Origin of the sequence: Kitasatospora sp. NPDC093806, assembly GCF_040683335.1 — a bacterium.
Taxonomy (GTDB): domain Bacteria; phylum Actinomycetota; class Actinomycetes; order Streptomycetales; family Streptomycetaceae; genus Kitasatospora.
The window spans coordinates 1-18,870 of sequence record NZ_JBFBDO010000104.1 but is presented as its reverse complement, the minus strand read 5'-3'; the positions used below and the strand labels follow the sequence as shown (position 1 = coordinate 18,870).

Here is an 18,870-nt window from a genome sequence, read left to right as displayed (position 1 = left end):
AAGCCTTCGTCCCGCGGGGGGGTTCGGGTCTTTCTGCCTGGGTGGCGCGCGACAGCGCCATCACCCGGCATGCCCACAACCCTACGGTGCAATCCTCGGCCACCTGGGGAGGTGCGCGCGAGTTGTTATGCCCGGTCGTGATGCCCGGGTGCCCCATCGGGCGCTCCGGTCATCGGCTGCGGCATACGCGCGAGGGGCGGCCCCCCGGTGTGGGGAGCCGCCCCGAGCGGCGGTCTTAGCGGGCGCCGCCGGCGGCACCGCGGCGGATGCCCAGGCGGTCGACGAGCGTACGGAAGCGCTCGATGTCCTTCTTGGCCAGGTACTGGAGCAGACGACGACGCTGGCCGACCAGGATCAGCAGGCCACGACGCGAGTGGTGGTCGTGCTTGTGGGTCTTGAGGTGCTCGGTCAGGTCCGAGATGCGACGGGAAAGCATGGCGACCTGGACCTCGGGGGAGCCGGTGTCGCCCTCCTTCTGGCCGAACTCGGCGAAGATCTGCTTCTTGACGTCAGAGGCGAGAGCCACTGCAACTCCTTCGAGGTGATACCGAGCGGTCCTGGTCTACGGCACAGGACCCTGGCGGAACTCGGTGTCGTGATGCGAGGGCGGCCGGCGGTCGGCGACCCGCGCGGGGCCGGACACACTGGTGCACTCGAAAGGCAAGCGTACCAGTGCCGCCACGGCGGGCCGCCGCCGGGCCGCCGGGGCCCGGTCAGCCGGTGGCGCCGCGCACCAGCCGGTAGACGTCGAGGACGGCCAGCACCAGCGGGACCAGCGCCATCAGGGTGAGGCTGTCCACCAGGTCCAGGATCCGTCCCCAGAACGGGGAGACCCCGAGCCGGGGCACCACCAGGGCGATCGCGGTCAGCACCGCGGCGCCGAACGCGATCGCGGCGGCCAGCCAGATCGTGCGCAGGTCGACGTCGGTGGAGCCGAGGCCGGTGCGCAGGACGAACCGCGGGGTGTGCAGGGAGAGGCCGACGATCAGCAGCGACAGGCCGAGCAGGCCCGCGATGGTGAGGCTGAAGACCTGGGCGCTGTAGCGGAACAGCCGGGCGCGGAGCATGGTGGCCAGGCCGAGGATCAGCGCGAGCAGCTCGGGGAAGGTCTCGTCGGTGAAGCCGAGCACCGCGCAGGCGCCGACGATCACCGCGGCGCAGCCGCCGACCAGGCCGACCAGCACCTCGTGGCCGCGGCGGGCCTGGTGGGCGATCCGCTCGTACTGGACCAGCTCGGCGCGGCCGGCCTCGTCGTCGTGGTCGCGGCCCCGGGCGCGGGTCTGGCCGGGGGCGCTGTAGCCGACCGGCAGCCGGGCGAAGCGGGCGGACAGGCCGGGCAGGAAGCCGATCACGGCCACCGCGGTGACCCCGGTGACGGCGGCGATGTGGTTGACCGGGGTGCCGGGCAGCAGGACGGCGGCGAAGGTGGCGAGCGCGCCGGCCGCCGCCAGGAAGGCTGCGGCGACGAACAGCGAGTCCTTCTCGGGCAGCAGGCCGACCAGCAGGACGGCGACCACCAGGACGGCGACGCAGCCGGTGAGGAACTGGAGCCGGCCGGGGCCGTCCAGCGGGCCGGCCGGGGCGAGCAGGCCGCTGCCGCCGATCATGGCGTGCGGCAGCGCGCCGAGGCCGAGCGCGAGGCCGGCCCAGGCGTCCTGGTAGACCCGGGCGCGGACGCCGGCGAAGGCGGTGAGCACCACGGCGACGACGCCGGAGAGCACGCCGGGCAGGCCGTGCATGTCGTGCCGCAGGTCGGCGAACCAGAGCGCGAAGCCGAGCAGGGTGAGCAGCACCCCGGCGCCGATGAGGCCGAAGGCGCGCATCAGCTCGGGGCTCCAGAACCGGCGGTCGGCCTCGCCGGCGGTGGCGATCGCGTCGGCGACGTCGTCGTAGACGGCGGGCGGCAGCGACTCGGCGAACGGGCGGAGGCTGAGCAGGTCGCCGTCGCGCACCTGCTGGGCGGCGAGCGAGCGGCCGCCGTCGAGCACGGTGCCGTCCCGGCGGACCAGGTGGAAGCCGGTGGGGGCGCCGTCGGGCTGGGTCTGGCCGGAGAGGCGCAGCACCTCGGGGTAGACGTCCGCGAGCGGGACGTCCTCGGGCAGCGCGACGTCGATCCGGCTGTCCGGGGCGACGACGGTGACCCGGCAGAAGCCGGTGGTGGCGGGCGTCGTCATGCCGGCACCTCGTTCGCTCGACGCACTGGGCGCTCCCCCTTGTTGACGGTGCCGCGGCACCGGCGGCTGGTCGGTCTGGCTGTCGCCCCGGCGCCGGCCGGGCGGAACCGGCCCGGCGGGGCCACGAGTTGGCGCGGCGTTACCCTACCCGCTCGGTTCGTGCCCGGTCCCGGCGCGGGCCGCCGGTCGGGCCCGGCCGGATCCGCCGGGCGGGCCCCAGTAGGATCGGCCCCTGCGCACGGCGGGGGCGGGCGGCGCTCCTCCCCCGGGTGCCTGCGGTCGGCGGAGCGGGGGCGGCGTCACACGGGGCGTCCTCACCCGTACGGATCCTGTTGCGTGAGGGCTGGTGCCGTGGTGATCGAGCGAAGCGTTCGTGGCGTTCGTGGTCGTGGGGTGGGGCGCGCATGGGCGTGATCACGGTCAAACGGCCGCCCCGGGCCTACCCGCCGGCGGTGCCGGACGAGCCGGTGGAGCTGGTCGGCCCGCCCGAGCTGCCCCGGTCGGGCGGCGAGGACTGGGTGATGAGCATCCTGCCGATGCTCGGCATGGGCGGGTCGGCGGTGTTCTTCTTCGCGCCCGGCGCCCAGGCCCCGATGAAGATCATGGGCGGTCTGATGATCGTCTCGACGGTGGGCATGGCGCTCGCGCAGATCGTCCGCGCCCGCAAGGGCGGCTCCACCGCCACCGCGGACGAGCGCCGCGACTACCTCAAGTACCTGCAGCAGATGCGCCGTCAGGTGCGCCGCACCGCCGAGCGCCAGCGCGGCGCGCAGCTGTTCCTGAACCCGGAGCCGGACCAGCTCTGGTCGATCGTCGCGGACGGCCGCCGGCTGTGGGAACGCCGCACCGGGGACGCCGACTTCGCGCAGATCCGGCTCGGCCGCGGACCGGTGCAGCTGTCCACCCCGCTGGTCGCGCCGCAGACCGCGCCGATGGACGAGCTGGAGCCGCTCTCGGCGGCCGCGATGCAGACCTTCCTGAGCGCCCACGGCACCCTGCAGGACCTGCCGTTGGCGGTCTCGCTGCGCGCCTTCTACCACATCACGGTCTGCGGGGACCCGGACACCGTCTACGGCAACGTCCGGGCGATGATCGCCCAGCTGACCACCCTGCACTCGCCGGACGACCTGCTGGTCACGGTGGCCGCCGCGCCCGGCGCGGCGGACGAGTGGGAGTGGACCAAGTGGCTCCCGCACAACCAGCACCGCAAGGAGAGCGACGGCGCGGGCTCGCGCCGGCTGATCGCCACCGGCCTCGGCGAGCTGGAGTTCCTGCTCCAGGACGAGCTGGCCGGCCGTCAGCGGTTCGTCCGGGACGCCGCGCCGGCCCCCGACCAGCCGCACCTGGTGGTCGTCATGGACGGCGCCTCGGTGCCGCACGACTCGCTGCTGGCCGGCCCGGAGGGCGTGCACGGGGTGACCATCATCGAGGTGGTCCCGGGCGACCTGGACGAGCCGACCGGCCACCTGATCGTCACCGTCTCGCCGGACGAGCTGGTGCTGCGCTCGGCCTCCGGCGCGACCTACACCGGCCGGCCGGACGTCCTCTCCGCGTGGCAGTCCGAGGCGCTGGCCCGGCAGCTGGCGCCGTACCGGGCCTCGGCCGGCGGCGACGACGAGCCGCTGCTGTCCAACCTCGACTTCACCGACCTGATGAACTCGGGCGACCCGGGCTCCTTCGACGTGACCCGCAGCTGGCGCCAGCGGGCGCAGCACGAGCGGCTGCGGGTGCCGATCGGCGTCGGGGCCGGCGGCGAGCACGTCTACCTGGACATCAAGGAGGCCGCGCTGGAGGGCATGGGCCCGCACGGCCTGTGCGTCGGCGCGACCGGCTCCGGCAAGTCCGAGCTGCTGCGCACCCTGGTGCTGGCGCTGGCGATGACGCACTCCTCGGAGACGCTGAACTTCGTGCTCGCCGACTTCAAGGGCGGGGCGACCTTCGCCGGCATGGCGGACATGCCGCACACCTCGGCGGTGATCACCAACCTGGAGGGCCAGCTCACCCTGGTCGACCGCATGCGGGACGCGATCGAGGGCGAGCTCAACCGCCGCCAGGAGCTGCTGCACCGGGCCGGCAACTACGCCAACATCCACGAGTACGAGCGGGCCCGGGCGGCCGGCGCGGCGCTGGACCCGCTGCCCTCGCTGGTGCTGATCATCGACGAGTTCTCCGAGCTGCTCACCGCCAAGCCCGACTTCATCGACATGTTCATCCAGATCGGCCGGATCGGCCGGTCCCTCGGGGTGCACCTGCTGCTGGCCTCGCAGCGCCTGGAGGAGGGCAAGCTGCGCGGCCTGGACACCTACCTCTCCTACCGGATCGGTCTGCGCACCTTCTCGGCGGCCGAGTCCCGGGCGGCGATCGGCGTGCCGGACGCCTACCACCTGCCGCCGGTGCCGGGCGTCGGCTACCTGAAGTTCGGCACCGACGTGATGGAGCGGTTCAAGGCCGCGTACGTCTCCGGGCCGTACCGGGCGCCGGGCCAGCCCCGGTCGACCGGCGGCCGGCTGGTGACCGCCCGGCCGGTGCGGTTCACCGCGGCCGAGGTGCCGGTGCCGGAGCCGCTGGTGCAGGAGGTCGAGCCGCTCGTCGAGGAGCCGGACGACGCCCTGGCGGACACCGTGCTGGACGTGTTCGTGCAGCGGATGACGGGCCAGGGGCCGGCCGCTCACCAGGTGTGGCTGCCGCCGCTGGACGCGCCGCCGAGCGTGGACCAGCTGCTGCCGCCGCTCCAGGCGACCGGCGACCGCGGGCTGACCGCGCCCGGCTACGGCGCGCTGGGCCGGCTGCGGGTGCCGGTCGGCATCGTCGACAAGCCGCGCGACCAGAAGCGCGACATCCTCGACCACGACTACGCGGGGGCGGCCGGCCACGGCCTGGTGGTCGGCGGTCCGCGCTCCGGCAAGTCGACCGTGGTGCGCACCACGGTGGCCTCGTTCGCGCTCACCCACACCCCGCTGGAGGTGCAGTTCTACCTGCTGGACTTCGGCGGCGGCGGCTTCCAGTCGCTCCAGGACCTGCCGCACGTCGGCGGGGTGGCCGGGCGGCTGGACGCCGAGAAGGTCCGCCGGATGGTCTCCGAGGTGCACGGGGTGCTGAACCGGCGGGAGGAGTTCTTCCGCGCCACCGGGATCGACTCGATCGTCACCTACCGGGCCCGCCGGGCGTCCGGCGCGCTGCCGGAGGAGCGGTTCGGCGACGTCTTCCTGGTGATCGACGGCTGGAACACCTTCAAGCAGGAGTTCGAGGCGCTGGAGCCGGTCATCGGCGACATCGGGCAGCGCGGTCTCGGCTACGGCGTCCACCTGATCGTCACGGCGGCCCGGTACGCGGAGGTCCGGCCGGCCCTCAAGGACCTGCTGCAGAACCGGACCGAGCTGAAGCTCGGCGACGCGATGGAGTCGGAGGTGGACCGCCGGGTGGCGCAGAACGTGCCGGCCATCCCGGGGCGCGGCATCACCGCGGACCGGCTGCACTTCCTCACCGGCCTGCCGCGACTGGACGGCTCGGGCTCGGTGGAGGACCTGCAGGACGGCGTGGCCGGGCTGGTCGCGGCGGTCGGCGCGGCCTGGACCGGCCCGCGCGCGCCGCAGGTACGGATGCTGCCGGCGGTGCTGGACGGGCACGCGCTGCCGAAGGGCTTCGAGTTCCCGGAGCGCGGTGTCGCGTTCGGCGTGGACGAGGCGGAGCTGGCGCCGGCCTTCGTCAACTTCGAGACCGACCCGCTGTTCATCGTCTTCGGCGACACCGAGTCGGGGAAGTCGGCGCTGCTGCGGATGCTGGTCAAGCAGATCACCGAGCGGTACACCCCGGACCAGGCCGGCATCGTGGTCGGCGACTACCGGCGCGCGCTGCTCGGCGTGGTGCCGCCGGAGTACCTGGTCGAGTACGCGGCCGCGCAGCCGGCCATGAGCACCGTGGTCGAGATGCTGCGCGGGGCCTGCTCCCGCCGGCTGCCCGGGCCGGACGTGACCGCCGAGCAGCTGCGCAACCGCAGCTGGTACACCGGCAAGGACATGTTCGTGGTGGTGGACGACTACGAGCTGGTGGCCACCTCCTCTGGCAACCCGCTGGCCGCGCTGGCGGAGTTCCTGCCGTTCGCCCGCGACATCGGCCTGCGGGTGATCGTCGCGCGCAGCGCGGGCGGTGCCGGGCGGTCGCTGTACGAGCCGTTCCTGCAGCGGATGCGCGAGCTGGGCGGCCAGGGCGTGCTGCTGTCCGGCAACCGGGACGAGGGGGCGCTGCTGGGCACGGTCAAGCCGCAGGCGCTGCCGCCGGGCCGGGGCGTGTACGTCTCGCGCCGGGTGACCGGCGGGCAGATGGTGCAGACGGGCTGGCTGCCCGCGCCGTAGTCTTCACCGTTTCGTCACGGAGCGTGGCCGAAGGGGTCGGGTCCTCGGGATCCGGCCCCTTCCGTCGTCCCAGGTGCTGAAACGTTACCTAGATCTTTCGGCCGGAGGGCTGCGGTTCCCGCACCCGGCGGGAGGCTTCGCAGGTGGGGCAAGGGGTTTCGGTCGACCTGCCCCCGCATCCGGCCATCGCCTTCGAATGGGTGCACGCAATACCACGTTCACCTTGGATTCAAGTGCGGCCTGGCGAAAGTAACAAGTCGGACATACATGGTGATGACGATAAGTGATCATTGGATCGCATGCTTATGTGCTCCACCGCAACGGATTCCGAAGCATTTCGGCCGTTGACGCGATCCATACGGCCACGGTTCCATGGCGGCCCGGGAGCGACAGGACCAGAAACCCCAGCGAACAGCCAGCGGAGGCGATACCGCTCCCTCTCCAGGACCGCACAGAGCCGATCGGAAGCCTCATGACCGACACGCTTCGCCCGCCGAACCCCGTGGCCGCCGGCCCGGCCGACGGGGGCGCCGCCCCGCAGACGCTCAAGCGCTCGATCGGCGTCGTGGGCGGCACACTGCTCACGCTGTCCTGCGTCACCCCGGCCTCCACGCTCTTCGTGATCGTCCCGGAGCTGTTCTCCAGCATCGGCAGCGCCACCGCGCTGGCCATCGCGATCGGCTCGGTGCTCTGTATCGCGGTCGCCTTCTGCTACTCCGAGCTCGGCACCCTGATCCCCAGCGCCGGCGGCGAGTACGCCATGGTCGGCACCCTGGCCGGCCGGCTGGCCGGCTGGCTGGTCTTCGTGCTCTCGCTGATCGTGGTGATGATCGTGCCCTCGGTCATCGCCCTCGGCACCGCCGACTACCTCGCCCCCGTGCTGCACGTCGACAAGCCGCTGGCCGGCGCCGCGGTGATGCTGGCCGCCACCCTGGCCGGCCTGCTGGACCTGCGCGCCAACGCCTGGATCACCGGCATCTTCCTGGTCCTGGAGGTCATCGCGGCCGGCGTCGTCTCGGTGCTCGGCTTCGCCCACGCCAACAGCGGCGCGCCGAGCATGCTGCACGGCGTGGTCGCCGGCGAGGACGGCGTCACCACCACGGTGAGCGTCGGCGCGATCATCGGCGCGCTCGGCATCGCGCTCTTCATCACCCAGGGCTTCTCCACCGCCGTCTACCTCTCCGAGGAGCTGGAGAACCCGCGCCGCAACGTCTCCCGCACCGTGCTGTGGACGCTGGGCATCTCGGCCGCCGTCATCCTGGTCCCGGTCGCGGCCATCACCATGGGCGCCCCCGACCTGGCGACGCTGAGCTCCGGCGACATCTCCGGCATGGTCACCGCCTGGAGCAACTCCGCGGTCGGCACCTTCATCAGCCTCTGCGTCGCGCTGGCCATCATCAACGCCGGCATCGTCATGGTCATCCAGAACTCCCGGGTGCTGTTCGCCTCGGCCCGTGACAAGGCCTGGCCGGAGCCGGTCAACAAGGCCTTCGCCACCCTGGGCCGGTTCGGCTCCCCGTGGGTCGCCACGCTGGCCGTCGGCCTGCCGGGCGCCGCGCTCTGCTTCGTCAAGGGCGAGCTGCTCAGCGAGATCACCGGCGTCGCCGTCACCGGGATGTACCTGCTGGTCGCGATCGCCGCGCTGCTCTCCCGCCGCAACCACCACAAGGACGCCCCCGCCTGGCGGATGCCGCTGTGGCCGGCCGTCCCGGTGGTACTGATCGCCGTGCTGGTCTACGTCATCACCCAGCTGGACACCGTCCCGCTGCTGTGGACAGGCGGCATCACCGCCGCCGCCACCCTCTACTGGCTGTTCTACCTGCGCCCCCGGCAGGACACCCGCTGGGTGATCAGCCTCCCCGAGGACCAGCAGGGCTGATCCCCCCGGACCCTTCCCCTCCCCCACACGGCAGTGCCCCGGGCTCCCCCGCAGCCCGGGGCACTGCCGCGTCCGCGCCCGCTACTTCCGGAGCTTCCACTCCGGGGCGAGGGCGATCGCCTTCAGCTGCTCGACGGTCAGCGCCGGGGCGGTCCGGGTGGCCGGGGCCACCTGGCTGCCGCTGTTGAAGGCGCTGATCACCACCCGCAGGCCGTCCGGGTGCAGGGTGTCGACGGTCCACATCACCGGCTTGCCGGTGGTCTTGCGGACCACCACCCTGGTGCCGTCGGCGAGCGTCTCGGCGTTGCCGTAGAGCGACTCGTCGCGCTTGTCCTTGCTCCAGTCCTGCACGTTGATCTCGACCAGGGACTTGCCCTTGCCGTCGTTCACCACGAAGTTGGCGAAACCCGGCTGGCCGGCGGTCTCGGTCTCCTTGAGACCGGCCGGGAGCAGCTTGGCCGCGATCGCCAGGATCTCCTCCTGGGTGTACTCCTTGGTGTCCTGCGGCTTGACCGGGGCCGGCTGCGGGACGGCCGCGACGACCCGGTCCCAGGACTTGTCGGTGACGACCGCCTTCAGCTGCTCGGGGCTCAGCGGCGGGGTGGGCCGGGAGACCGGCTGGCCCTTCTGCGCCGGGGAGTTCCACTCGCTCACCTCGATCTGCCGGTCCTTGCCGGTGAGCTTGGCGGACCAGTGCTTGGTGTCGGCCCGGCGGTCCGGGTACTCGTAGCCCTGGAACACGGTGAGCTTCCCGCCGTCCGGCAGGTCGGTCGAGACGCAGGAGTCGTAGGCGACGTACTTCTTGTCCGGGCACTCGTTCTCGGTGCGGCGGGGGTCGCCCTCGCCGAGCCGGACGATCGAGAGCCCGAGCTGGGCCTTGCCCTTGCCGTCGTCGAAGACCAGCACGGCGCCGGGCATCGCGGCGGCGGCGGCCTTGCCGTCGGGATCGGTGCCGCGGCCGCTGGCCGCGGTCACCTCGCCCTGCGGCAGCAGCGCCTTGAACGCGGCCAGCACCTCGTCGGCGCTGACGTGGGCGGCCGGGGCGGACGGGGCGGACGGCGTGGCGGTGGCCGGGGAATCGCCGGCCCCGGTGCCGCTGCCGGCGGCCGCGACGGGCGTGGTCCCGGCCGGGGAGCCCCCGGCGACGTACACGGCGCCGGTGCCGACCAGGGCCAGCGCGGCGACGCCGCCGACCACGGCGGTGGCGGAGCGCCGGCGCCAGCGGCGACGGCCGCGGTCCAGCCCGCCGGCCGCCAGCGCGGCCGGCCCCTCGGGGCGGAAACCCTCGCCCGTACGGGTCATGGCGTAGAGCAGATCATCCTCGAAGTTGTCCGGTCCGGACATGCGTGATCACCGTTTCCTTCGGTCACGGGACGGGTCGATGGCGGGACCCGGAGGGTCGGCAGACCCGGAGGTCAGTGGACGGCCAGCTCGGCCAGCGAGTCCCCGAACTGCTCGCGCAGCCTGCCGAGGGCCCGACTGGTCCTGGTGCGGACCGCGCCCGAGGAGAGCCGCAGCACCTCGGCGGTCTCCTCGACGCTGCGGTCCTCCCAGTAGCGCAGCACCAGCACCGCCCGGTCCTTGGCCGACAGCTGCCCGAGCGCGTCGAGCAGGGTGAGCCGCAGGGTGCGGTCCGCCTCCCGGCCCTCGGGCTCCGGCAGCAGGTCGGTCGGCCGTTCGCCGCTGGAGCGGCGGCGCTGCTGGGCGAGGAAGACGCGCACCATCACGGTGTGCGCGTACGCGCCCGGGTGCTCGACCCGGTGCCGTCCTCCGGTCCACGCGCTGCGGCGCCACAGCACGTACATCCGGCCGAGGGCCTCCTGGACGAGGTCCTCCGCCTGGTGGGTGTCTCCACTGGTGAGCAGGCAGGCCGAGCGGTACAACCGTCCGGTGTGGCCCGAGACGAGTTCCAGGAACTCCGTGTCCCTCGTCCCGCGTGCGGCCCCGATCAGCCCCATCCGCTGTTTCCTCCCCCACTCACCACTGTCGACACCACTTGGATGCGGTGACCGGGGCGGGATGTTACAGCCGGGCGGAAAAGTTTTCGGACGGACGGTCCGGGCCGGACCGGCGCCGGTGGTCGCGCAGCACCACACCGCCGCCGATCAGCAGCGCGACCAGCAGCGCGCCGACGCCGAGCACGTAGGTCGCGGTCCGGCCGTCGCGGTCGGCCTGGGTCTCGCCGAGGCCCAGCGGACGCGGCACGATCGGGGCGGCCGCCAGCTGGACCGGCGGGTCCTCGACCGGGAGGTCCGGCGGCGTCGCGGGCGCCGTGGTGACGGCCTTCACCGGGTCGACCACGCCCCAGCCGATGTACTCGTTCGCCTTGTGGTCGGTGCGCTGCGCGGTCTGCTCGATCCAGGCCCGCACCTGGGCCGGCTTCCAGTTCTTGTGCGCGCCCATCAGCAGCGCGGCCAGCCCGGCCACGTACGGCGCGGCGAAGCTGGTGCCGTTGTCCACGCACTGCCCGCCGCGCGGGACGGTGGAGAGCATGTCGACGCCGGGGGCCGCGACGTCCACGAAGTCGCCGTACTGGGAGAAGTAGGTGCGCTCGTTGTTGCGGTCGGAGGCGCCGACGGCGAGCACCGTCCGGAACGCGGCCGGGTAGGTGTCGCCCTTCTTGCCGTCGTTGCCGGAGGAGGCGACCACCACCACGCCCTGGTTCTCGGCGTTGTCGATCGCGGCCTTCAGCTCGTCGTAGCCGACGAAGCGGGTGTCGCCCGCGCCGCGCACGTCCTGCGAGATGTTGATGACCTTGGCGCCCTGCTGGACCGCCGAGTTGATCGCCTCGACCAGCGAGTGCACGTCGCCGTTGCCCTCGGCGTCGTTCTGCCGGATCGACAGGATGGCGGCGCCCGGGGCGATCCCGACGAAGCCGGTCAGCTCGCTGCGGCCGGCCGCGATGATGCCCGCCACCTTGGTGCCGTGGCCCACCAGGTCGTTCTTGCCGCCGCCCTCGACCCGCTTGCCCTCCTTGTCCTTGAGCAGCGAGCCGCCGTCGACGACCCGGTTGGCGAGCTGGGGGTTCTGGTCGTCCACCCCGGTGTCGATGACCGCGACCAGCACCCCGGAGCCGGTGACCGCACCGCCCTGCCAGAGCTCGTCCAGCACCATCCGCTGCAGCGACCACGGGACGGCCTGCACGTTCTGCGCGTTCTTCCCGCAGTCCCCGGCGGCCGACAGGCCCGGGCCGTCCGCGGCCGCCGGCGCCGCCAGCGGGCCGCCCAGCAACGTGAGCGCGGCCACCGCCGCGGCCACCGTCCGGTACCTGACCACCGGCACCCTGCCACCCCTCATGTCGTCCACCCTGGTTGCGCGGGTCGCGCGCCGAAGGCGGGTGCCCGCACGGGGCACCCGCCCTCGGCGAGTCGTCTTCGGGCCGGGGCTGCGTCAGCCCGCGTTCCAGAGACCGGCGTTGCGGTTCTCGGTGCTCTGGTAGCTGTTGGCCGCGCCGTCCAGCGAGGTGGCGATCTGCGCCAGCACCTGCTGGAGGTGGAGCGCCCGCTGGTCCCACTTCGCCTGGTGGGCCTGGTAGCCCTGCTGGGCGTTGCCCTCCCAGCTGGCGGAGATCTTGGTGACGCCGGCCTTCAGCTCCTCCAGCTGGTGCTGGATGGTCTGCGCGGTCCGACGGACCTCGGCGCTGGCGCTCTTGATGGTCTGGAAGTTGACGAGGATGTGTTCGGTCACGATGTCTCCTGGTGAACGAGCAGGGCTGGGGATCAGACCGAACCGGCGGCGGCGCCGAAGGCGGCCTGCTGGTCGGCGTCGGTCTGGGAGTACTTGTGGGTCGTGATCTCGATCGCGTTCTTGATCGCGACCAGCGACTTGTTCAGCTCCTGGGCGTCCGTGTTGAACTGGCCCTGGAGGTTGGTGTACGCCTGCGCGGCCTGGCCCTGCCAACCGCCGGTGATCGAGCCCACCAGGTTGTTGAGGCTGTTGATCTCGGTGTTGATCTGCGCGATGACCTCGTCCATGTGCTTGGCGAACGCCAGCATCTCCTGAGCGGTCGTCTTGAACTGACCCATGCCCTACCGTCCCCCATGAGACAGACCCTGTGTCCGGGGGAGCGTTCCCGACCCCCGGGCATCACCGGTGTGATGTCCTGCAGCACTGTAGTCGGCACACGCAGCTCACCCAACACCGGGCGACGGTCGGTTACCAAGCCATGACATCGACGCCAATTCCTTTGCGCGGCCCGGGGAAAGGGTCAGGCGTTCTGCTGCTGCGCCGCGCTCTTGGCGTTCAGCGCGGGACCGACCGGCACCAGGTTCGACCACTGCTGCGGCACCAGCGCGGGCTGCAGGCCCTGGTAGCCGAGCCGGGCCTGATTGCCGCCCAGCTCCTCGGGCTGCGGCGGACCGGACGGGGTCGCGGGCGGCCCGGACGGCGCCTTCGACGCGGCCCCCGGACCGGCCGGCTTCGCGGACTGGCCCGGCTGGGCCGGCGGCGTGGTCTGGCCGCCCTTGCCGCCCTCGCTGCTGGCCGGCACCGCGTACCGCAGGCCGGTCTCGGTGATCAGGAAGTCGGTGCCGGAGCCGTCCGCGCCGTTGTCCAGCGCCCGGTAGAACAGTCCGTGACCCGGCGTCACATGGGCCGAGGCCGCGCCGTTGCTGTACCGCACCGGGTAGTCCGGGCCGGCCCAGACGCTGCGCCTGGGCGTCTTGCCGTCCTCCGCCACCCCGTCGAAGGTGCTGCAGACCACCGAGCGCGCGTCCTTCGGCGCCTGCCAGTTGTTGGCCGGCGCGCCCGTCCGGGTCGGCCAGTCGGCGGCGCCCTCCGCCATCAGCGGCACGTTGCTGTTGACCGCCGCGTGCTCGGCCGGCGTCAGGTCGTCGACCCGCGGGCTCTTGTTGGCGTCCTGGTTGTACAGCGGCTGCAGCAGCGGGTTCTGCCGGATCAGCTCCGCCTGGAACGGGGTGACCAGCAGCAGCTGGCTCTTGCCCACCACGTAGTGCTTCTCGCCGAACCGGACCAGCCGGCCGACCTTGCGGTCCTCCGGGTTCTGCAGCGCCACCGAGGAGTTCGGGCCCTTGGTGTCCGGGACCAGCCCGTCGATCCGCGGGAAGACGATGTCACTGCCCGGCGCCAGCGTCTCCAGCCACTCCTTCTTCACCTTCTGCGGGTTGGCCATCGACCCGAAGACCGCCCACATCAGCTGGGTGCGGGTGGTGTCCGAGTCCTCCGGGGCGCCGATCGCGTGCTTGCGGCCCTGCCGGTCCACCAGGAACAGCTTCAGCTTCCCCGCCCCGGCGGCCTGCCCCGGGGCGGCGGCCACCTGCGGGTCCTCGGCCTGCTGCACCAGCAGCGCCTGGTCGACGTCGAGCATCCGGTCCTTCGCGCCGAGCGCCTCCGCGTCGGCGCCGCCCGCCACGAACACCGCCTGGTTGACGGTGCTCCCCTGGTCGTCCGCGCCCGGGCGGTCGCAGACCGACCACTTCATCGGCCGGCTCGCGTTCTCCTTGCTCGGCAGCTTGTCCGGCGCGTACGGGATGCCGATCGTCGGGCCGTGGTTCGGGTACTTGTCGAGCACGCCGTCGTCGACCACCACCACCTTGGCGTCCACCGGCAGCACCAGCCGGGCCGAGGACATGTTCAGCACCTGGTGCAGCCGCTTGGTCTTCCCGTCCGGATCGGTCAGCACCACGTACCGGGTGGTGCTCTGCTTGCCCTGGACGATGAACTTGCCCTCGTCCCAGCCCACCGGCGCGCTCGGCTTGAACACCCCCCAGAGACCGAAGCCGCCGACCACCAGGGCCCCCACGATCACGCTCGGCAGCACCGCCTTGACCGGGCGCGGCGCGTCCTCGTCGCTCCCCCCGCCACCGGGCAGCAGAAAGGCCGCGACGGTGCGCTTGCGGGCGAAGGTGTAGGCGTTCAGCTCGTCCCGGCGCGATGCCATGCTCGTCGTCTCCCCTGTCAGACCGACCTGCCCCGTGGTCCGCACCCCCCGGGCGAGATCGCGCTCGAACCCTCTACGATGCGGCAGCAGACGGTGAGTACGGTACGGGTACGGTTCACGCACCGGCCAGCCGGGCCGCGACAACCGAACCAGAGAGGGGCACTCGGGGGATGCCAAGCCAGACCGCTCCAGGGCGCCGCAGCACAGCACGGGGCGACGGGCCGCGCCGCTCCGGACGGCGCGACCGGACCGACCCCGGCCACTCCCCCGCCGCGCGCCGCCCACGTGCCGCCGGCGGGCCCGTCCCGATCCGCGTCCACCCCCGCCCCGGCCTGCTCGGCGGCCGACTGAGGCTGCAACAGCTCGTCCTGGTCGAGGTCGCGGTGGCGCTGGTGGCCGTCGGCTGGACGATCAGCCGACCGGTCGCCGCCGGCTTCGGCGCGGTCGCCCTCGCCCTGCTGGTGCTCGCGCTCGTACCGCTGCGCGGCCGCACCATCCCCGAGGCGCTTCGGGTGCGCGCCGCGCTCAAGGCCCGCCGCAAGCGCGCCCGCGCCAACGTCCCGCCGCCCGGCACCGACCCGGCACTCGCCCCCGCGCTGGAACTCGAACCCGCGCTGCGCACCTGCACCCACGCCACCGAGACCGACTTCGGCGGCCGGCCGGTCCGCCGGGAGACCGGCATGGTCGGCGACGGCACCTTCCTCAGCGCCGTCCTGCTCGTCCAGGCCAAGGACCGGCCGCTGCGCCCGGCCCGCACCGCCCGGCCGCTGCCGCTGGACGTGGTCTGCTCGGTGCTGCGGGTCGACGACATCACCCTGGAGTCGGTGCAGCTGGTCCAGCACACCCAGCCCGCGCCCGCCCCGCACCTGCCCGAGCAGTCGCTGGCCGCCCGCGCCTACCGGGAGCTGGCCGACGGCACCGCCACCCCCGGCCTGCGGCTCACCTGGGTGGCGCTCAAGCTCGACCCGGAGCGGGCCGCCACCGCCGTCCGCGCCCGGGGCGGCGGCGAGGAGGGCGCCCGCAAGGCGCTCCAGCGGGTCACCGACCAGCTGGCCGGCCGGCTGAACAGCGCCGGCTTCAACGCGACCGTGCTCGACGAACGCGAGCTGATCGCCGCGCTCGCCATCTCCACCTGCGTCAACCCGCTGGCCACGGCCGGCCGGCAGGGCACCGGCAGCGGCGGCGGCAGCGGGCGGCGCACCCAGGAGACCAACCGGTTCTGGCGGGTCGACGACCGCTGGCACAGCACCTACTGGGTCTCCCGCTGGCCGCAGCTCGGCCGCCCCGGCGGCGCCCCCGGCCGGATCGCCGTCCCCGACCTGGTCAACCTGGTCACCGGCGCGCCCGCGCTGGCCAGCACCTTCAGCCTGACCGCCGGGCACGGCACCGGCGGCTCGGTGACGCTCAGCGGCCACGTCCGGGTGACCGGGCGCAGCGAGAGCGAGGCCGTCGAGATCGGCCGGCAGGTGGAGGCCCGGGCCCAGGGCACCGGCCTCGGCCTGACCCGGCTCGACCTGGAGCAGGCCCCCGGCGTGCTCGCCACCCTGCCCCTGGGAGGTGCTTCCTGATGGCGTACCAGGCCTACCCGGCCGCCGCCGGCCCGCAGTCCGGCGCCCAGCCCGACCCGCAGCCCCGGTCGCGGGTCCGGTCCCGGCTGCTGCCCGGCTTCGGGCTGCGCGGCCCGCGCCGGGAGAAGCACGTGCTGACCGTCGCCGAGCTGGACGCGCTGTCCTTCCCGGTCGGCGACGACGGCGTGCTGATCGGCGAGGACGTGCACCAGGCGCAGCCCGCCGTGCTCGGCCTGTTCCGGCCCAACGCCTACGAGCTGGTGCTGGTCGGCAGCCTGTGGACGGCCCAGGTCATCGCGCTGCGGGCGGCCGCCACCGGCGCGCGGATCGCCGTCGAGACCGCCCGCGGCCACCAGTGGGGCCCGATGGCGCAGGCCGCGGGCGGCGGGCAGCCGTGCGTGACGGTCCACCAGGCCGGACGGCTCGGCCCGCAGGGCGCCTCGGTCACCTCGCCGGTGCTGGTGGTGCGCGACCTCGGTGCCCGCCCGCCGCGCAGCCGGCTCTCCGCCGCGCCCTGGCAGACCGTCCTGACGGTGATACCGCACCTGGGGCCGAACGCGGTCCGGGTGCTCAACGCCGCCGACCTGGTCGGGGTGCAGCGGGTCAGCCCGGAGGAGGCCGAACTGATCGGGCGGGTGCTCACCCTCGGCCCGAACGAGGTCGCCGCGCTGCCCTCGCTCCCCGACGACCTGACGCTGTGGACGACCCGGATGAGCCGTCAGTACGTGCGGGTCGTCGCCGGACAGGCGGAACGCCAGGTCCTGGGCGGGCCGCGCCGGCTGGACTGACCGGGAGGGGCCAGGTGGCGGCCCGGGTCGGGCCGGTCGCGGCCCGGTCACGGCCCGGTCGGAGATGAGACACCGCCTTCAGCGGGGGGTGGCTCACGGCCTAGGCTGTGGGACGGCAACGGCACCGCGAACAGGCGGCGGCGAACACGAGGGAGCCCTAGGTGAGCAGCGATCGGGACGGCGTCTACGTCGGCGACAACGCGGCGGAGGACGACGACGACTGGTCCGACGCGCCCGACTACACTCCCCCGTCCTGGTACGTGCAGACGGACGCGCCGGGCGCGCCGGGGGCTCCGGCGGCGGGTGCTCCCTCGGGTCCGGGGGCCGCGGTGACGCCGGGTCCGGGGGCTCCGGCCGGGCCGGCCGCCGTTCCCGCTCCGGCTCCTGCTCCCGTTCCGGCGCCTGCTCCTGCTCCCGTCACGGCTGCCGCCGGGGCGCCGGCTCCCGCCGCCGCGGCGCCGGTCCAGCCGGCCGCCCAGGTCCAGGCCCCCGCCCAGGTCCAGCCGCCCGTCGCCCAGGCACCGGTCCAGAACCCGCCGCAGGCTCAGCCGCAGCCGCAGCCGGTCGAGGCGGCCGTCCCCGCACCGGCGCCCGCCCCCGTCCCGGCTCCGGCTCCGGCTCCGGTCGAGGCGCAGCCCGTGCCGGTCGCGCCCGCCCCGGCGCCCGCGCCCGCACCGGCCGCGGGCCAGCCCTGGGCGGCGGACCCGACGGCCCAGCCGCAGGCGCCCGCCCCGGCCCCCCAGCCGTACCCGGCCGCGCAGCAGCCGCAGCCCTACCCGGCGGCGCCGGGCCAGCCGCAGCCCTACCCACAGGACCCGCAGGCCGCCGCCTGGGCCGCCGCCCAGCAGGCCCAGGCCCAGGCCCAGCCGCCGCAGGCCCCGCAGCCCGCCCCCGCCGACCCGCGCGCGAGCGGCTGGCCGCAGCCCGCCTCCTACCAGCAGCCCCCGCAGGCCCAGCAGCCGCCGCAGCCGGGCCAGCAGCAGCCGCAGCCCGCCGCGCCGGGACAGCCGTGGGGCCAGCAGGCCGCGCCCACCGCGCCCGCCGCGTTCCAGCAGGCCGGCGCCCCGCAGCAGACCGCGCACGGCGCGCCGCTCGGCTACACCGCCGCCGTCGAGCTCTCCTCGGACCGGCTGCTGCGCAGCCAGCCGAAGCAGCAGCGCCAGCAGCCGCGGTTCCAGTTCGGCGGCAAGGCGGCCGCCGCGGAGAAGTCCCGCAAGCTGGAGGTCATCCGCACCCCGGTGCTCAGCTGCTACCGGATCGCGGTGATCAGCCTCAAGGGCGGTGTCGGCAAGACCACGACCACCACCGCCCTCGGCGCGACGCTGGCCAGCGAGCGCCAGGACAAGGTGATCGCGATCGACGCCAACCCGGACGCCGGCACCCTCGGCCGCCGGGTCAAGCGGCAGACCGGCGCCACCATCCGCGACCTGGTGACGGCCATCCCGCACCTGCGCAGCTACATGGACATCCGTCAGTTCACCTCGCAGGACCTCAACTCGGGCCTGGAGATCCTGGCGAACGACGTCGACCCGGCCGTGTCGACCACCTTCAACGACTCGGACTACCGCTCGGTCATCGACGTGCTGGGCCGCCAGTACCCGATCATCCTGACCGACTCCGGCACCGGCCTGCTGTACAGCGCGATGCGCGGGGTGCTGGACCTCGCCGACCAGCTGATCATCGTCTCCACCCCCAGCGTGGACGGCGCCTCGTCCGCCTCCACCACCCTGGACTGGCTCTCCGCGCACGGCTACGCCGACCTGGTGCAGCGGTCCATCACGGTGGTCTCCGGGGTCCGCGAGACCGCCAAGATGATCAAGGTCGAGGACATCGTCGCGCACTTCCAGACCCGCTGCCGCGGCGTGGTCGTGGTCCCGTTCGACGAGAGCCTGGCGGCCGGTGCCGAGGTCAACCTCGACATGATGCGGCCCAAGGTCCGCGAGGCCTACTTCGACCTGGCCACCCTGGTCGGCGAGGACATCATCCGGGCCCAGCAGGCCGCCGCCGCCCAGCAGGCGAGCTGGCACCAGTCCCAGCCCGCACCGGCCCCCCAGCCCGCGCCCCCCGCCGACTGGCAGCAGCAGCCGCAGCCCGTCCCGCCGGTCCCGCCGGCGTACGGCGGCCAGCCCTACCCGTACGCCGGCCAGCCCTACCCGCAGCAGCCCGGCCACCCCGGCGCCCAGCCCGCGCCGGGCGCCCCCTGGGCCCCG

Annotated in this window: 13 protein-coding genes; 5 read left to right on the top strand and 8 right to left on the bottom strand. The window is 73.8% G+C overall.

What is annotated here, in order from left to right:
* Window positions 1-235: 235 nt before the first annotated feature.
* Both rpsO and eccD read right to left on the bottom strand, forming a co-directional pair.
* The gene (rpsO, locus tag AB0N76_RS32270) at window positions 236-526 is read right to left on the bottom strand and encodes a 30S ribosomal protein S15 (RefSeq protein WP_031072625.1); all 291 of its coding nucleotides are present in this window, start codon (window positions 524-526) and stop codon (window positions 236-238) included.
* A gap of 187 nt (window positions 527-713) precedes the next feature.
* Entirely contained in the window at window positions 714-2,174 is a 1,461-nt protein-coding gene (eccD, locus tag AB0N76_RS32265; protein WP_363563259.1) for a type VII secretion integral membrane protein EccD, read from the bottom strand.
* Window positions 2,175-2,578: 404 nt separating this feature from the next.
* On the opposite strand from eccD, the gene eccCa reads away from it, so the two are divergent.
* On the top strand, window positions 2,579-6,526 hold the full coding sequence (gene eccCa, locus AB0N76_RS32260) for a type VII secretion protein EccCa (protein ID WP_363563257.1): 3,948 nt from the start codon (window positions 2,579-2,581) through the stop codon (window positions 6,524-6,526).
* Between the two features lie 472 nt (window positions 6,527-6,998).
* Window positions 6,999-8,405: an APC family permease gene (locus AB0N76_RS32255; protein WP_363563255.1), complete on the top strand. Its 1,407-nt coding sequence runs from the start codon at window positions 6,999-7,001 to the stop codon at window positions 8,403-8,405.
* Between the two features lie 81 nt (window positions 8,406-8,486).
* Here the strand turns inward: AB0N76_RS32255 and AB0N76_RS32250 are convergent, their stop codons facing one another.
* The 6 genes from AB0N76_RS32250 to AB0N76_RS32225 all read right to left on the bottom strand — a co-directional run bounded on the left by AB0N76_RS32250 (window position 8,487) and on the right by AB0N76_RS32225 (window position 14,304).
* On the bottom strand, window positions 8,487-9,749 hold the full coding sequence (locus AB0N76_RS32250; protein WP_363563253.1) for a hypothetical protein: 1,263 nt from the start codon (window positions 9,747-9,749) through the stop codon (window positions 8,487-8,489).
* Window positions 9,750-9,820: 71 nt separating this feature from the next.
* Window positions 9,821-10,363, bottom strand: coding sequence for a SigE family RNA polymerase sigma factor (locus tag AB0N76_RS32245; RefSeq protein WP_363563251.1), 543 nt, complete (start codon window positions 10,361-10,363; stop codon window positions 9,821-9,823).
* 64 nt (window positions 10,364-10,427) lie between these two features.
* Entirely contained in the window at window positions 10,428-11,702 is a 1,275-nt protein-coding gene (gene mycP / locus AB0N76_RS32240; protein ID WP_363563249.1) for a type VII secretion-associated serine protease mycosin, read from the bottom strand.
* Between the two features lie 93 nt (window positions 11,703-11,795).
* Window positions 11,796-12,092 (bottom strand): WXG100 family type VII secretion target, encoded by a 297-nt coding sequence (locus tag AB0N76_RS32235; RefSeq protein ID WP_363563247.1) that lies wholly within the window; start codon window positions 12,090-12,092, stop codon window positions 11,796-11,798.
* A gap of 32 nt (window positions 12,093-12,124) precedes the next feature.
* Window positions 12,125-12,430 (bottom strand): WXG100 family type VII secretion target, encoded by a 306-nt coding sequence (locus AB0N76_RS32230; RefSeq protein ID WP_363563245.1) that lies wholly within the window; start codon window positions 12,428-12,430, stop codon window positions 12,125-12,127.
* A gap of 182 nt (window positions 12,431-12,612) precedes the next feature.
* Window positions 12,613-14,304: a type VII secretion protein EccB gene (locus AB0N76_RS32225; protein ID WP_363563243.1), complete on the bottom strand. Its 1,692-nt coding sequence runs from the start codon at window positions 14,302-14,304 to the stop codon at window positions 12,613-12,615.
* A gap of 170 nt (window positions 14,305-14,474) precedes the next feature.
* Here AB0N76_RS32225 and eccE point away from each other — a divergent pair, with 170 nt between their 5' ends.
* From eccE to AB0N76_RS32210, 3 genes are all read left to right on the top strand, one after another.
* Complete coding sequence (gene eccE, locus AB0N76_RS32220) at window positions 14,475-15,872, top strand: type VII secretion protein EccE (protein ID WP_363563241.1); 1,398 nt, start codon at window positions 14,475-14,477, stop codon at window positions 15,870-15,872.
* Window positions 15,872-16,660 (top strand): hypothetical protein, encoded by a 789-nt coding sequence (locus AB0N76_RS32215; RefSeq protein WP_363563239.1) that lies wholly within the window; start codon window positions 15,872-15,874, stop codon window positions 16,658-16,660. The genes eccE and AB0N76_RS32215 overlap by 1 nt, the downstream gene beginning before the upstream one ends.
* A 161-nt stretch (window positions 16,661-16,821) precedes the next feature.
* Window positions 16,822-18,870: MinD/ParA family protein (locus AB0N76_RS32210; RefSeq protein WP_363563237.1), on the top strand; the 2,049-nt coding region annotated here is incomplete at its 3' end.